Below are 14,126 nucleotides of genomic sequence, written 5' to 3'. Positions count from 1 at the left end.
TGTTTAACCCTTATTTGGCCGAGCCGTTACTTTGAGGAGTCGGCTTGCCTCAATGTTTTTAAACGTGAGGGAATCGAGGGTGGTATGAATAGGGAAGCGGTTGAGGCCATTGTAGTGACGGTGATTGCAGTGATAGTCTTGGCGGCCATGATAGGATTCGCCTACTTAGGCTTCAAGGGGGCCTACCTGGCCTATAAGGATGGATACCCAAATCACTACTACCGCGATGCCTTGATAAGCGCGGGCATATCCCTTCTCATGATTATAGCGTTGGGTTACTGGGTCTTCACCGTGGTTAGGAGGAACCGCGCTAAGGCTTAAATAGCGGCGTTGAGGATATAGGGAAATGAACGGTATATATAGGCTTCTCTACATTGCCAAGGGATTGATCGAGGGGAGACCAATGGCTTTGTGCGACGTGGGGGACGCCGATGGCTTGACGAGCGCCGCCATATTTCTAAGGAAGTACCCCTCCGGCGTCGTGGTCTTCGCCGCGCCCAGGGACGTGCAGTCCTCCCGCATAATCAGGAGCATAAATTGGACATTCGTCGCGGACCTCCCGTGCCCCGGCAAGGCATTGATACGGGCGGATCATCACAGGACCAACAAGCCGTGCGCCGTGCACGAGTATTACGACATCGATGCGCCCTGCTCTGCCTTGATGGCTATGAAGGCCCTGGGCCTGGAGGGAGACGAGGTGGTTCAGGAGTTGGTTAACGTAGCCATACAGACGGACACGGCCAACATAACCACCAAGGAGGCCGAGTTGGTGGATTTGGCCGTGAAGGGAAGCGATTACTTGGGCCGGCTCTACCTGGCCCACCTGCTCTCCAGGGAGGGGGTGAAGGGTTTGTTGTTGGATGGTAGGGCGCAGGAATGGATAGGGAGAGCCATGAAGATGAAGGAGAGGATGCTCAAGATAGCGGACTCCATACCCATCAAGGAGGAGCTGGCCCTATACTTCCCCCGGGACGTGGGTATCTCCTACAGGCAATTGACGATTGAGCTCCAGCACAGGGGGGCCGTGTTCGTCAACGTGGTGGCTAGGCTGGGCAGGAGGAAGTTCAGACTGTACTGTGGGGCCGATAGGGAGTCGAGGTACGACTGCACTCAAGTAGCCACCAAGCTGGGGGGCGGGGGGCATAAGTTCGCAAGCGGGGCCGAGATCAAGGCGCCCCTACTGAGGCCCGAGGCCGCGCTGGATTTGTTCAAGAATGTTCTGGAGTCCTACCTGGGCCACGGCGTGGAGATCATGGTTGTGGGTGAGACCGTCATCGATTCGTCAAGGACTGTATCCACAGCTCCAGCTCCGAGAGGTCCATCCTCCGCCGCTCCCCCATAGCATCCTCCACCCACGCCTCCCTTAGCACCACGACGTCGCCCCTTCTCTCTCCCACTATTCGCAGAACCGGCCTCTCCTCCTCGTCCTCCCCAACCCCCATGGCCTCGCCCCTTGATGGAGGATTGAATATGATTTCAACGCGGATTCCATCCTCTACCATGGAGTACGCCGGATCCGCGTTCACCAACTCAATCAATCTCTTGTAGGGGACCTCCTCATCCATGTCCATGGAGGACGCGCCGCCCCAATATTAACCTTACCCGCTAAAGCACTCCCTTGGAGAGGACGCGGGCCGCGGTTATTAATCCATGCCAGACAGGCGCGGTGGGGGGCGCGTAGCTCAGATCCGAGAAGAAGACGTCCTCTATAGTGGCGGACTTCCATATCAATGCAGCCGCCGTGTCCACGTACCCGGCCACCACCTTCTCGCTTCCAATCACTTGCACCCCGAGCACCCTATGGCTGACCTCATCAGCCACCATCTTTATGGTTAACTTGGTACCCCCTGGGTAGTAGTGGGCGGTGGTCCTGGAGGTTATTGTGGCGGCGATCGCCTTGAATCCCTCCGCCCTCGCCTGATCCTCCGTCAACCCAGTCCTGGCCACGTACAGCCCGAACACCTTGGTTATGGCCGTGCCCAGCGCGCCGGGGAACTTGAGGACGCGGCCCTTGGCGGCGTTAGCTCCAGCCACCTGCCCCATCTTATTGGCTGGGGGTGCTAGGGCTATGTACGTCCTCCTACCGGTCACCGCGTTCCACGTCTCCACGGCATCCCCCGCGGCGTAGACCCCCTCCACGTTGGCCTCCATGTACTCATTAACGTCGATGGCCCGCGACTCCGTTAGCTTAATGCCCGCCTCCGCCGCTATCTCGGAGTCCGGTCTCACCCCCACTGCCAGCAGTACCCTGTCCGCCTCGTACGTGCCGGCCTCGGTGACCACGCCCCTCACCTCTCCCCCACCGCCCCTCAGCTCCACCACCTTCTCTCTCAGCCTCAGCTCCACGCCGTTTCTGCGGAGCTCCTCATGGACTATTTGGGCCATGTCGCCATCGAAGGTCGTCGGGAAGACGTGGTCCGCCATCTCGAATATGGTGACTCGCTTGCCCAAAGCCCTGGCCGCCTCAGCCATCTCCAATCCAATGTATCCTCCCCCCACCACAGCTATGGTTCCAGCCTTCTCCATCTCCTGCCGCAGGATTGGCGCTTCATGAGGCAACCTAACCGTTAACACGCCCCTCAATTCCGTTCCAGGCATTTTGGGGATAATCGGCTTGGCCCCGGTGGCTATGATCAGTTTATCCCATGAAAGGCTCGCCTCTCCCGTTAATCCCTTGATTTTGACGCTCCTCTTATCGATATCTATTGAGGTTGCCTCAGTGTTGGTCAGCACAGTTATGCCGCGGTCCTTAGCGAACTCCTCGGGCTTGTAAACGGCCAACTCCTCGGCGTCTTTGACGGTCCCCTCCACGTAATACGGTATGCCGCACGGGGCGTGGGTTATGAAGGATCCCTTATCTATCATCGTTATCTCGGCCTCGGGCTTGAGCTTCCTGGCCCTGGCTGCCGCCGATGCGCCCGCCGCCCCAGCCCCTATTATGACTATTTTCTCCGGCATGCTTCTGGCTCTTCCTCATGTTTTTAAAGGCTTTACGTGGCTGCGAGCAGGGTTTCTGCGTCTCCCCATTCCCCGAAATTCGCTGCTGTCGTGAAGGGAGGGCTCTTGGCTTTGCGAATGTAGTGGGATTATTCCCATGAGGATAAGGGTATAGCCGCTCTTCCTGGAATCAATACCTTAACAAGTAAGGTCATTGGCTTTATCTCGACTTGGAGGACTCAGTTAGTGAGAGTGAAGTGAACGAATGGGGAGGGGCATTGATGATGCTCTTAACCATTGAGCGGAGGAGCATTTAGTCGCGTGGTCAATACCCATGAAGCCTGGTCTCTCCGTTGAGGGTAGGTTCTAGCGTAAATATCATAGAGTTCGTTGGGACGAGGTGGTCACTATGAAGCCCAGTCCTAACTTTAGGCTGATCTGGAATGAAGCTTGGCTGGGCTTTTCTACACGTCTAATCTATTGTTCACAGCGCTATGTACTTGCCATTGAATAAATGCCATACATCCAAGTATGGGGGGCCTTGAATTGCTGGCTCGCCTCAAGGGGAACCCTCGCCCTTTAGGGCGGGAGGAGACATACTATCCTATAGGAGGGCTGATTTATTGGTAAGGATATTCAATTCTATATTACTGCTCCAGGTGGCCAGGAGCTACTCATATTATGAACATAAGGATATGTTCAGCAAAAGGATAACTGAAGCATCGTTCACTGTAAGGATTGAAATTCCAAGTAATGTGGTTTCGTCGTTTTTCGAGGACCTCAGTGAACTATTGGCCGAACTATCGTCAAAGATGCGCAATCTAAAGGGCATTGATGTGGAGTTCACTGTTAAGAAAAGCGATGGAAATTATATTATAGTTACAGTTTCAGCGCTGATCTACAGCCATCGGCTTAGATTAGGGATTTGAGCATCTATGGCCTATTGGTTATTATAAAGGAGGCGTAACATGAGCTGCATGAAGCGCGCCACAAAATATTATGGGCAAGGCAAGCCGCTGAATGTCCATTATGTAGATTGAGCCTAGATGTCGTGTGTGCATGGAATGTAGGGGATCAGTTCATTGTTCGGCATCGGTTTCATTGGCTGTGCTTGTTTCAGTAGATGTACTATTATGTTCATCGTTGCCGGTCCCGCGTATTGGCCTTATTGATAGAAATGGTTGATTAATTACCGTTTTGTTATTAGCGTCGCTGGATACCGTGTAGCTTATTGTTATTACAGCCGAGTAAGTGCCCTTGCTTAGGTAAATTCTAGTAGAATCATTTTCTTCGCTGAGCGATATTGTGTAACTGCTTATCTTTATGGTTACATTGAATGATGAGAATGAGTCCTCAATCGGCTTGTCCCTCAGGAATATCACATAGCTTCCATTACTCGGAATCATTACAGTAGCTGTTTCCGTGATTACGCCACCGGAGCCGGCAGTAAGGTTGCCTAGGTTGAAATTGGCCGGAGTTATAGCTGGCTGTGGATTGAATTTGCTGGTTATGGTATAAGTTATGTATGCCAGGTTACCCGCGGCCGCCTCCGCGATAACTATGCCGCCCACCGCCACCAACGCTATTACCACAATGATCAAATTGTTCATGTGGTATTTAGCAATTCATCTCTTTAAAAACGTTTTTCTGCGTGCCGGAAATGTTGATGCTGATCATAGCATAGTTGTCCCTAATTCATGAGAAGAATCTAGGCTTGCTTCTCGGGAGTAATGGGATCAAATTGACGCATCTTCCTCAAGGCTTCCATTAAGCTCAATTGGAAAATATAAGCGATGCTTCTACACGTATCCTCTATTCATTCTAAGGTATTGCCGGCATGGAGGACAAGCGATTAGCGGGCGATCTATCGTCGCCTTTAACTAGACTTACAGCCACGCGCGGGGTTCGTCAATAGAGATGCAGCTATGGATAGTTCGTCTGGGGCAAGGCTTTAATCGCCTGGAGGGGCGGGCTGGACGTGAATCCATACATAGAGCTGGCCAGGTCGGAGCACGGCTTAATAGCGGGGGTGGCAGCCATATCGTCCTACCTCTTCAGCGGGGGGAGGGAGCCATTGGTGGCCGTTATGCTGTTCGTGTCCACCTTCATGGCTGAGGTATTCCTATTCGTGACCAATGACTTGCTGAACATAGCCGAGGACACAGTGAATAGGCCTCAGGCCCCCCTGATCACGGGCAGGGCAGGCAGGAGAGGCGCCTCAATAATGGCCGTCGCATCCATGGCCGCATCCATGATATCCATGATATGGTTATACGCCGCCCGCCTCATCAATGTCATGCCCCTCCTAGTTCTATTCGCTGCCATAATGCTGGGGTTCTACTATAACTGGCGGGGGAAGAGGATATTGATAATCAATAACTTGATAGTGTCAGTGGTGACCCCGCTGACCTATATATATGGGCTATCATGCGTCTCAGCCGCAAGCGATCACGCCATCCTAGTCGTATTGCTCCTATTCTTCACGTCAATGATAGCCACGCTGGGCAGGGAGTCCATAAAGGGGGCCATCGACGTAGCCGGCGACTCAAGGGTTGGAGTGAACACAGTGGCCACGAGGAAGGGGAAGGAGGCGGCGGTTAGGCTGGGGATGGGTGCCACCGCGGCGGCGGTGCTGATCTCCATTCCCCTAATGGCATTATCCATTCGCTTCGCCGTGTTTGCAGCATCCATAGCAATCACGGATGCAATCATGATTTACTGCATGCTCCTCTTGAGGAGGGGCGACTTAGAGGGATATAGGAGGAATAGCTTGGTAGGAATGAGCATAACGCTGCTGGGCTTCTTCATAAATGCCTTGATGCGCATTCCTCTATGAATTCCTTAATTACGGCCAGCCCCGCCTCAGCAATATTATTGTTAACGGATCCAAGCCCCACCCGAATTCCCTGAGACACGCCGAAGTACTCTCCCGGCACCACCATGACTCCCCGCTTCAGCAATTCTTGCGCCACCTCCATTCCACTTAATCCACACCTTGGCTTCATGAATGCTATAGGCATGTCACCAACGTATTCCACCTCCACGGAATCCCTCAATTCATCCGCGATCCTCAGCATGATCCTCCTATTTCCCTCTATTATGTTCAAGTTCCTGGCCCTGACCGCCTCCCTATTGCCAACCAATGCAGCGGCGTACTTGGCCTCCACATCCATTGGGCCTGGGCTCACTAGATCGGCTATCCCAGACATATCCTTTATTATCTCGGGATCACCTATCGCCCAGCCCACCTTCAAGCCCTCCATGGTGTAGAACTTGGAGGTGCTCGTCGTGAACACCATATTATGGAACCGGAGGCGCGGCGATCTATCGATGAAATCCACGAATATGGAGTCAACTACAGCGAAAGAGCCTCTTCGTTCCAGCTCCACCTCGAGCTCCCCCAGTCTTTTCCCGTCCAGGAAGAGACCGGTTGGGTTGTTTGGATTCGAGATTATCAGGATGCTCTTTGCCGGGAAATGAAAAATATCCCCAACCACCAATGAACGCAAGCCTAAGAAAGAGGGGAGAACCCTGATCGGCTCGTACTCGGGCACCACCACCGCCGCCGACTCAACCTTACTCCTCAATGCTGCCACAGCCAGGAAATTCCCCTCCTGGGTTCCATGAACCAACATCAACCCCGAATCGCCGGCGCCGTAGGCATCCCCAATTATACCCAATGCATCGTCCCGAGGCTCCCCAGCGAGTCGCCCCACCTCTCCTGGATTGATCGGAATCATGCCGCTGCTGGATAAATTATACCTAGCCGAGTGAGTCCTAAGCCAAACGAAGTGACCTATCTCCATCCTTTTCAGAATTAATCAGCATTATTTATTTTTTAAGGGAGCATGGGAGAAATCATTGCTTTCCTCGGAGTAGGCGATGTGTATTTCAATCACATGTATTGCCTTGTTAAAATAAATTTTATAAATAGGATAAATATCCTATTTTTATGCCGTTAAGCGAGGCAGATTATGATTCGATATACGAGGCAGCGGAGGCGCTGCTCTGCATGAGGCAATTCGATGCGGCGGTGAAGCTCTACGACGCGGTGGTGAAGGCCCGCCCCAACTTAGCGGGGGCGTGGCATGGATTGGCCATATGCCTGGAACGCTTGGGAAGAAGCGAGGAAAGCAAGGCAGCATATGAACGAGCCTTAACTCTTCACGTAAAGGATGGAGGAGCAAGAGCGCTGCTCTGGGGAGGGTGGGCTGCATTGAAGCTAGGCAAAGTAGAGGAGGCGTATAGATTGATGAAGCTATCCGTGGAGATGGATCCAAGCTACCCATACTCATGGCATAGCCTTGCCGTGGCGGCCCGACGGGCAGGCAGAAGGCAGGAATCCGAGGAGGCAATGAATAGGTATAAATCCATGACCGCCGAGAAGCCATACGATAGAAGGGAGTGCGAGGGGATACGAATGCTGAGAGAAGCGTTGAGCACCGCCGGCGACGATGCTGTGAAGCTGATCGCCGCCGTCATAGATGGATTGGGTGAATTGAAATGCAGCTAACCGCCCAATAAGCCCACCACCTCAACTATGCCGGGCCTATTAATGGGGCTGGGATCCAAGCACCTCATGATCAGCATGTTGATGCTTGGTGGAACCCCGAGCGAGTTCAAATCGATGGCCGGCGGAGGCACGTTGCTCAACCTATACGCTTGGGGATTAACGCCGGTCAACATTTCGTAAATTATCAATCCGAGGGAGTATATATCCGATTTATCCGTGGCCTGCCTCCCCCGCAATACCTCCGGCGCCGCGTAGGATGCCGAGAACTGGGACACCAATAAATACCCCCCAGTGGCTATCTTGGATGCTCCAAGGTCGCCTATCTTCACTGATCTACGATCCTCATCCCCAAATAAGATATTCTCCGGCTTGAGGTCCAAATGCAATCGGCCCGAGGCATGTAATTCCTGCAATGCCAGCGCTATCTCCCTCGCTATTCGAACCGCCTCCTCGACGTCCAGCCTACCCCTCTCCCTTAAGTACTGCCTCAGCGATCCGCCCTTCATGTATTCCATCACTATGTAGGGCGGGTCCCTCATGTATTGATCCAGGCTCCTGTATGGAAGCTCCTCATCGGGTGGTATGTGAACCTCATATACTTTGACTATCCTAGGCGAATCTATTAACAAGTAATTGCTCATCTCTCGCTTAAATGATTGAATTATGCTGGGATTGGAGGCCAGCGGATTTCCCCTGGAGTCCTTCTCCTTAAGCACCTTTATCGCGTATATGGACCCCCTATCATCTGATCCCCTCAGCACGTAACTGAAGCCGCCGGCAGCCACTATGGAATCTATGAAGTACCTGCCGTTCAACCATGCATGAAGCCAAGCCAGGGGAGGCTCCAATCCCTTGCGGTACATCTCCCTCCTAAAGCCGAAAAGCGACGTTGCCTGGATTATTATGACATACGGGGCAATCCCCAGAAATGCGGCTGCAACCACGGCGGCTATAGGCCCCCCAGCCCTAACCGCCAATAATCGAGATCTGGTCGTCCCCACCGCTATCGGCGATGAGGCGGCAACCACAGCGCTGGGGGGAAGCTTGCCGGCAAGCGATAGAACTACAGCGATGGCCAGCAATGCTATCGACGCGGACACCACGTAATCCGTCCCCCCCGCCACCGCAGTGCCTCGCCGCCAAGCAAGCATTGCCGAAACGTATGTGGCAGCCATCATGGATGCCATGAATTCCACGTCAGATAAGTTCATTATTAATCGAGTGAATAACACGGCGGCAATCACGAGGGCGGCCATTAAGGCAATCTTAATTGCCTTATTATCCAGCATGGACTCCGCCAACAAGACTGTTATCCCAGCCGAGACCACGCCCAACCTAATGCTTCCCACGAAGGCCATGTCGATCACCAGCAAGGCAGTGGTCACGCCTATCATTAACCCCTCCATCCCAGATTGAGGGATGGATATCGCCAACAACGCTATGGAGACCAACATAATTAACAGCTCCAGCGGCGGGAGCCCCATCAAGAGACCCACGCCCACGCCCAGCACGAGGGGCACCGCGGCCGAGATGAACTCGCTGCCTATATCCACTGCTGCGTCTTAATTGATGGTTTTATAAATCTAGGGGATCGACGCGTCTCCATTCCGCGACTAACCAAGACTCCAACGCAAGATTTTTAAAGTATTGCGACTTAGTTCTATTTATGGCTGTTTCGGCTAAGTTGGACGCTGTGCTGGATGGATTGCTGAGGGACTTGGGAGGGGATGGGATTGGGGCCATCCTGGTTAGGAGGGATGGGCTCCCCGTGGCTCAACGCTTCCCCCCCAACATAGACACTAAGACAGTGGCCGCGTTAAGCATGCTGGCCGCCGGCGCCTTGAGGAGGCTGGGCACGGATAGCAAGCTGGGGGATTTGGAGTACGCCCTTATCCACTACACTGGCTACATGGCGTACCTAGACTACGTCACTCCAGACATAGCCTTAGTCACCGTAGTCAATAGAAACGCCAACCTAGGCCTACTCCTCCTCCTCGCTGACCAATACATAAACCAAATAAAACAAGCAATGAGCATACAATAAAAAAACAATATTCTATGAAATGAAATTCTTGCTCATATTTAAAAAATAATTAAACGCACATTATATTGCAATGTTAATAAAAATTATAGGAAGCATTACCCCTTTTAGGGCTGGACTAGTTTTCTTAAGTTGTTAGGTAGGCTCAATTCAGGAGTTAGTGCGCGGTAGCCTAGCAGGTGGTGAGCCGGCCGGCTTAACGAAAGATTTATTGAATTAATTGCATGATGGCACGGCTGGGTTGGCTTACCATGTAACGTAGGATATGTTTAGGGAATCGCTTATCTCCGCAAGCCTTCGTGCTTCATCATCGCTTATGCTCCATCCAACTGATGCGGCATTGCTAATGACCTGCTCAGGTCCCTTGGCTCCAGGTATGGGAATGACTCCCGCCTTAATCAGCCAATTTAGGGCCACTTGGCCGGGGGTTCTTCCATGCTTATCCCCTATCTCGCGCAGCGCTTGCACCAGTCTCATTATTTGGCGAACATTATCCGGGGCATATAGAGGATCGTTTGCCCTAACGTCGGAGAACCTGGGTAGATCGTCTGGATTGTACTTGCCCGTCAAGAGGCCCTTAGCCAGGGGACTCCACGCGATTACTTGAATGCCGTTTCTCTCGGCGTAGGGCAGAAGCTCCTTCTCTGCCTCCCTCTCTATTAAATTGTACCGGTTCTGCGTGCTGACCACGTCGGTAGTGGATAAGCACTGCCGCGCCTCCTCCAGCAGCTTTACGGGGAAGTTGCTTACCCCTATGTATCTAATCACCCCCTCCTTAACCAATCCCTCCAATGCCTTCATGTACTCGCACGTGGGCACGTTGTACCAACAAGGAGGCCAATGGACCTGCATTATATCTATCACATCCACCCCAAGCCTCTCCCTGCTCTTGCGAGCTGCCTTAACCACGTCACCCGCCCTCAGCAAGTCGCCGGGCACCTTCGTCGCGATCACCGTTCCCTCCCTGGCGCGTAACTCCCTCAATGCCTTCCCCACGTGGGTCTCGCTGGTTCCCCTGCCGTAAACCGCCGCCGTGTCTATGAAATTTATGCCGGCCTCCAGGGCAGCCGCTATCGTCTTCTTAGCCAAGTCATAATCCATCACGCCCCACGCATCGCTGAATTGCCACGCGCCTAGCCCCACCCTGGATACCTTTAAGCCGGTCTTGCCGAATGCCCTATACTCCATACAATCCCAAAGTTCCCACTTGATTTAAACCTACTGCTTCCCGCCGCGGGGCCCGGCCTCCTCTCTCTTCCTCCCATCCCCGGTGCTCAGCCTTATGCCCTCCAAACGCTTCATTATGTCCTCTACGTACGCGTCCACCTCATACGGCTCGACGCCGCCCCTCCTAGCCGCGTTCTTCACTATCTCCATGACGATCTCGTATCTCTTGTACTTATCGTTGAGCTCCTTCCACTTAATTCCCTTCAATGCGTTTGCTATCTTGGAATTGTAGGGCAATACTCCCTTAAGCATTAGAACCGAAATTATGGGGTACCCCATATACCCCTTATAGGTCGTCCCATTATCCGTGCTATCCGCTATTCCCCGCTCCAAATCCACGTGAACGCTATATTTGCGATACCCATCGCTTGAGACCACCACGTAATCGCCCTCGCCCACCTGCTTTATCCTGCCGTCCACTATCGCGCCGAGGGCCTCCAGAACCTTTATCTTAGGCGGGGACCTAAGCTTCACAACTGGCTCTATTACACGCATTAATTAACGCTTTCCCATAATGATCGCCATATTATTAAAGCCCTCCGCGGAAAACCTTTAAAACCGCTTGAAACCAATCGCATGGGCGGGGGTACCCGAGCATGGTCAAAGGGGGCGGGTTCAGGTCCCGTTGGCGTAGGCCTGCGTGGGTTCAAATCCCACCCCCCGCACCATTATACACGCTAGGTTACATGATCCACCGCTGGCACCGGTAGGCTTAATCAATACGCCAGCCCGCCTGCTAGAGTTCGGCCTTCATCGTGACTAATAGTCACTTTTCATGACTATTAATCACTCGGCCTCATCACTCCTTTTCCCTCCTCATGCCGTCTAGGGACTAACTCCCTTCAAGGACATGGGGAGTTTCATTGGGTGCCTTCCTCCACCTCTTCGAATTCCGCTTTGGTTTTACTTAAAACACTTCTCTTTACTGAAGCTACGGGTTATGGTTTGTTTGCTGGTTTCGATTTAAATAGTGATAGACTAAACGTTGTTGTAATTAACAAGGATGGTAAAGTTATTACTACTAAGACTTTTTGGTATTCAGATGTTACTAGGCATGGGTTTCCTAAAGATAAAGCAAAGGCTTTACGTTTAAATGCTCTTTCAGAGGCTCTTGAGTTCCTATCAAGGGTTGGTGTCGATTATGTTGTATTTGAGGACTTATTCTTAGTGAAGAAGAGGAAGTTTACTAGGAGTAAGAGTGGTATAGGAATATTAGCAAATTTGCTAAGAAACAATTGTTGACTCACGGTGTTATTAAGGCATTAAGGCTAGGATTTAACGTTATTTTAGTTAACCCCTAAGGGTACTACAAACTCTGAAGAGCATGAAAAGGTGATGAGGGAAAAGGGTTTCGATAGACATACCGCATCGGCTTACTTAATAGCAATGAAAGGATTAGAAGTAATTAAAAATAACGAGTAGTTACGTAAATGTGCTGCAGACTAACCACACAGCCCTTAACCTTTAGAAAGGCAAAAGTACAGGAGAGTAAGGCACCCCCCTCATTCTATGGCTTGAAGCCCCACCCAACACTAGGGAGGGTGGATCCTAACCCCGGTCAAGCATGGTAACTGCATTAAACCCCTCGGAGAAAACTTTAAATAGAAACATGTAAATAAACTTTAAATAGAAACATGTAAATAGTTTATTATGGTTAAGTGGGGTAGTTTGATTATGGTTGTGGTTGCTGTGGCTATTGTTACGGTATCTCTTCTCCTCATTATTAATAGGCCCATGTTTAGGGCTTCTAGCCGTGTTAGTGAAGTGAGCTTAAGCATCGCCAATGAATCAATACCGGTAATCAACGTGCCCATCTACGTAATCGGCCCAGCAATACTCACCCAGGAATTAACAAGCATAGGCATAAACCAATCACTAATCAAGCCAATAACGATTAATCAATTGGCGGGTCTACCGAACGGTAGCGTGGCGGTTATTGACTGGCCCTTGGTGAGGCCCAGCATTGTGGTGAGCGATCCTGGTGGTAAGGTTGAGGTTAACTTAACGAGCCCAGTTATTCGCGAGCTTATTAACGCAACAGCTAGGGGTGATGTCATCGGCATATATGCTAATGCCAGTGATGAGGATGTTGTTGAATTCATCCTAGCCTACTCATGGGCCAGGGCTGTCAATAATGAACTGGTCCTGGTTGGTGCCGATTTCCGCGAGGAGGTCCCAGACTACCTAACCGCCTACCCAATAATACCGGTGAGCGGCAAGGAACCGGTCATATTCGTAGTGAGGTGGGTTAAGCCAAGGGGCCTAATAATAGGCCCAATATACGCAAACCAATTAACGCAATTAATTGTAAACATCATGAGGCCCACCATTAGCTTAAATGCCGTGAACGGCGTCATCGATACCGTGGATCCATGCTACGCGGAGTATCAGCAATATAACGGCGCCTCAAACCCATCACCAAGCGTTTACTCAACAAACTCAAGCACACTCATATGGGCAGCACCCATGTGGACTAGTACATCGTATAGTGGTATACAAGCCTATAGCGATGACAATGGATCATTCTACTGGGACACATGCCTCGACCTTAGCAATTCGATCAATGAGGAACAGTTAAGTGGATACGGCCCAACCTATTATCTAACGGCTAACGTTATTGGCTATGAGAGTTACTTCGAAAGCTCGACCATGTATGATAACGGTGGTTTCGAGGTTTCGCAGGTGGGGGCTATTGACTACTACACAAGCTATCAGCAATACAGTGCTGGCGGATCCAATGCATTCATCGGCGATCAAGGCGGTGGTACGTTTGGTTCTAGTTCGTGGGATCCACCATCAACAAGTGAAACGGCTAGCTATACTGTGTCGATTGGTGTGGGCCTTTCGGGTTCAAGCGTTAGCGTCGGCATATCACTACCTGCCGGTACAAGCGAGAGCATTAGTGGTTCACTCAACCCTGCCAAGACGATAAGCTTTAATGGCTGGACTGTGGAGGTGTCTAACATTACGTGGGCCTTCAACATAGATAGAAGTGCTAACCAGCAGGATTTCCCGAACTCCTTTGAAGACGTAACACCGGCCGGCATATATCTATCGAACTTCAACCCATCACAGCAATATCTTGCCTTCTTCAATGTTGATTTCGAGAATTACGCGGTCACGGCTTCATACATATGCGACTATTATGCTTATCAAACCATTTGGACCGATGCTCAGTGGCAGATTTCTATTACCCCTCAGTCAAGCACCACGGCAAGCATAACAGGCGGAACTGGCATATATTTGTCACCAAATGCACCACCCGGCTCCTACGTCTCAGGCATGTCATCAGGTGTGGCATACACGCCATGCCCTGCCCCTCATTGAATAATGGGTAACCGTTGGTTTGATTGATATCTTCTTCAAAAACTAAATCCAACCTTTCTTCCCATCCCCCGCATTAACAAT

The 14,126-nt window shown here is 51.5% G+C and carries 14 protein-coding genes, 1 tRNA gene and 1 pseudogene; 9 read left to right on the top strand and 7 right to left on the bottom strand.

Translation table 11 applies throughout. From position 1 onward, the window contains the following. Window positions 1-84 precede the first annotated feature (84 nt). The gene (locus ACZ5ZS_RS01095; RefSeq protein WP_188596081.1) at window positions 85-321 is read left to right on the top strand and encodes a hypothetical protein; all 237 of its coding nucleotides are present in this window, start codon (window positions 85-87) and stop codon (window positions 319-321) included. Between the two features lie 25 nt (window positions 322-346). Beyond that, a complete protein-coding gene (locus ACZ5ZS_RS01090) occupies window positions 347-1,342 on the top strand; it encodes a DHH family phosphoesterase (RefSeq protein ID WP_188596080.1) in 996 nt (331 codons plus the stop codon). On the opposite strand, the gene ACZ5ZS_RS01085 is transcribed toward ACZ5ZS_RS01090, so the two are convergent. Next, window positions 1,272-1,565 carry a hypothetical protein gene (locus ACZ5ZS_RS01085; RefSeq protein ID WP_188596079.1) on the bottom strand — a complete coding sequence of 98 codons (294 nt, stop codon included), beginning with the start codon at window positions 1,563-1,565 and terminating at the stop codon, window positions 1,272-1,274. The two genes, ACZ5ZS_RS01090 and ACZ5ZS_RS01085, sit on opposite strands and share 71 nt — an antisense overlap. Before the next feature lie 40 nt (window positions 1,566-1,605). Further along, window positions 1,606-2,958, bottom strand: a complete 1,353-nt coding sequence (locus ACZ5ZS_RS01080) for an FAD-dependent oxidoreductase (protein WP_188596078.1) — start codon at window positions 2,956-2,958, stop codon at window positions 1,606-1,608. Between the two features lie 602 nt (window positions 2,959-3,560). On the opposite strand from ACZ5ZS_RS01080, the gene ACZ5ZS_RS01075 reads away from it, so the two are divergent. Continuing rightward, window positions 3,561-3,866 (top strand): hypothetical protein, encoded by a 306-nt coding sequence (locus ACZ5ZS_RS01075; RefSeq protein WP_188596077.1) that lies wholly within the window; start codon window positions 3,561-3,563, stop codon window positions 3,864-3,866. Window positions 3,867-4,016: 150 nt separating this feature from the next. Here ACZ5ZS_RS01075 and ACZ5ZS_RS01070 read toward each other — a convergent pair whose 3' ends face one another. Then, a complete protein-coding gene (locus tag ACZ5ZS_RS01070; RefSeq protein ID WP_075059868.1) occupies window positions 4,017-4,547 on the bottom strand; it encodes a hypothetical protein in 531 nt (176 codons plus the stop codon). Between the two features lie 368 nt (window positions 4,548-4,915). Between ACZ5ZS_RS01070 and ACZ5ZS_RS01065 the strand changes: the two genes are divergently transcribed. Further along, entirely contained in the window at window positions 4,916-5,773 is an 858-nt protein-coding gene (locus ACZ5ZS_RS01065) for a UbiA family prenyltransferase (RefSeq protein WP_188596076.1), read from the top strand. On the opposite strand, the gene ACZ5ZS_RS01060 is transcribed toward ACZ5ZS_RS01065, so the two are convergent. Then, entirely contained in the window at window positions 5,742-6,743 is a 1,002-nt protein-coding gene (locus tag ACZ5ZS_RS01060; protein WP_188596075.1) for a pyridoxal phosphate-dependent aminotransferase, read from the bottom strand. The two genes, ACZ5ZS_RS01065 and ACZ5ZS_RS01060, sit on opposite strands and share 32 nt — an antisense overlap. A 146-nt stretch (window positions 6,744-6,889) precedes the next feature. On the opposite strand from ACZ5ZS_RS01060, the gene ACZ5ZS_RS01055 reads away from it, so the two are divergent. Beyond that, window positions 6,890-7,450, top strand: coding sequence for a tetratricopeptide repeat protein (locus ACZ5ZS_RS01055; protein ID WP_188596074.1), 561 nt, complete (start codon window positions 6,890-6,892; stop codon window positions 7,448-7,450). Here the strand turns inward: ACZ5ZS_RS01055 and ACZ5ZS_RS01050 are convergent. Beyond that, the gene (locus ACZ5ZS_RS01050) at window positions 7,447-9,003 is read right to left on the bottom strand and encodes a serine/threonine-protein kinase (RefSeq protein ID WP_229657653.1); all 1,557 of its coding nucleotides are present in this window, start codon (window positions 9,001-9,003) and stop codon (window positions 7,447-7,449) included. The genes ACZ5ZS_RS01055 and ACZ5ZS_RS01050 overlap by 4 nt on opposite strands. A 113-nt stretch (window positions 9,004-9,116) precedes the next feature. Between ACZ5ZS_RS01050 and ACZ5ZS_RS01045 the strand changes: the two genes are divergently transcribed. Further along, a complete protein-coding gene (locus tag ACZ5ZS_RS01045) occupies window positions 9,117-9,494 on the top strand; it encodes a roadblock/LC7 domain-containing protein (protein ID WP_188596073.1) in 378 nt (125 codons plus the stop codon). Between the two features lie 243 nt (window positions 9,495-9,737). On the opposite strand, the gene ACZ5ZS_RS01040 is transcribed toward ACZ5ZS_RS01045, so the two are convergent. Both ACZ5ZS_RS01040 and ACZ5ZS_RS01035 read right to left on the bottom strand, forming a co-directional pair. After that, window positions 9,738-10,679, bottom strand: coding sequence for an aldo/keto reductase (locus ACZ5ZS_RS01040; protein ID WP_188596072.1), 942 nt, complete (start codon window positions 10,677-10,679; stop codon window positions 9,738-9,740). 30 nt (window positions 10,680-10,709) lie between these two features. Continuing rightward, window positions 10,710-11,192, bottom strand: coding sequence for a hypothetical protein (locus ACZ5ZS_RS01035; RefSeq protein ID WP_229657652.1), 483 nt, complete (start codon window positions 11,190-11,192; stop codon window positions 10,710-10,712). 106 nt (window positions 11,193-11,298) lie between these two features. On the opposite strand from ACZ5ZS_RS01035, the gene ACZ5ZS_RS01030 reads away from it, so the two are divergent. The 3 genes and pseudogenes from ACZ5ZS_RS01030 (at window position 11,299) to ACZ5ZS_RS01020 (ending at window position 14,045) form a co-directional block, all read left to right on the top strand. Then, window positions 11,299-11,386, top strand: a tRNA-Leu gene (locus tag ACZ5ZS_RS01030). A gap of 215 nt (window positions 11,387-11,601) precedes the next feature. Then, window positions 11,602-12,140: pseudogene (locus ACZ5ZS_RS01025) on the top strand (hypothetical protein); the annotation flags it as partial. 228 nt (window positions 12,141-12,368) lie between these two features. Continuing rightward, complete coding sequence (locus tag ACZ5ZS_RS01020) at window positions 12,369-14,045, top strand: hypothetical protein (RefSeq protein WP_188596070.1); 1,677 nt, start codon at window positions 12,369-12,371, stop codon at window positions 14,043-14,045. Window positions 14,046-14,126 lie beyond the last annotated feature (81 nt).

This window comes from Thermocladium modestius (assembly GCF_055398215.1).
Note: the sequence above shows the minus strand (reverse complement) of the source record. Positions and strands in the feature narration are given on the sequence as shown.

What these genes read in the sequence shown, in the direction of transcription:
- ACZ5ZS_RS01095 (WP_188596081.1), top strand. Translation starts at nt 85, where the DNA reads ATGAATAGGGAAGCGGTTGAGGCCATTGTAGTGACGGTGATTGCAGTG.
- ACZ5ZS_RS01090 (WP_188596080.1), top strand. Translation starts at nt 347, where the DNA reads ATGAACGGTATATATAGGCTTCTCTACATTGCCAAGGGATTGATCGAG.
- ACZ5ZS_RS01085 (WP_188596079.1), bottom strand. Translation starts at nt 1,565, where the DNA reads ATGGATGAGGAGGTCCCCTACAAGAGATTGATTGAGTTGGTGAACGCG.
- ACZ5ZS_RS01080 (WP_188596078.1), bottom strand. Translation starts at nt 2,958, where the DNA reads ATGCCGGAGAAAATAGTCATAATAGGGGCTGGGGCGGCGGGCGCATCG.
- ACZ5ZS_RS01070 (WP_075059868.1), bottom strand. Translation starts at nt 4,547, where the DNA reads ATGAACAATTTGATCATTGTGGTAATAGCGTTGGTGGCGGTGGGCGGC.
- ACZ5ZS_RS01060 (WP_188596075.1), bottom strand. Translation starts at nt 6,743, where the DNA reads ATGGAGATAGGTCACTTCGTTTGGCTTAGGACTCACTCGGCTAGGTAT.
- ACZ5ZS_RS01055 (WP_188596074.1), top strand. Translation starts at nt 6,890, where the DNA reads ATGCCGTTAAGCGAGGCAGATTATGATTCGATATACGAGGCAGCGGAG.
- ACZ5ZS_RS01045 (WP_188596073.1), top strand. Translation starts at nt 9,117, where the DNA reads ATGGCTGTTTCGGCTAAGTTGGACGCTGTGCTGGATGGATTGCTGAGG.
- ACZ5ZS_RS01040 (WP_188596072.1), bottom strand. Translation starts at nt 10,679, where the DNA reads ATGGAGTATAGGGCATTCGGCAAGACCGGCTTAAAGGTATCCAGGGTG.
- ACZ5ZS_RS01020 (WP_188596070.1), top strand. Translation starts at nt 12,369, where the DNA reads ATGGTTAAGTGGGGTAGTTTGATTATGGTTGTGGTTGCTGTGGCTATT.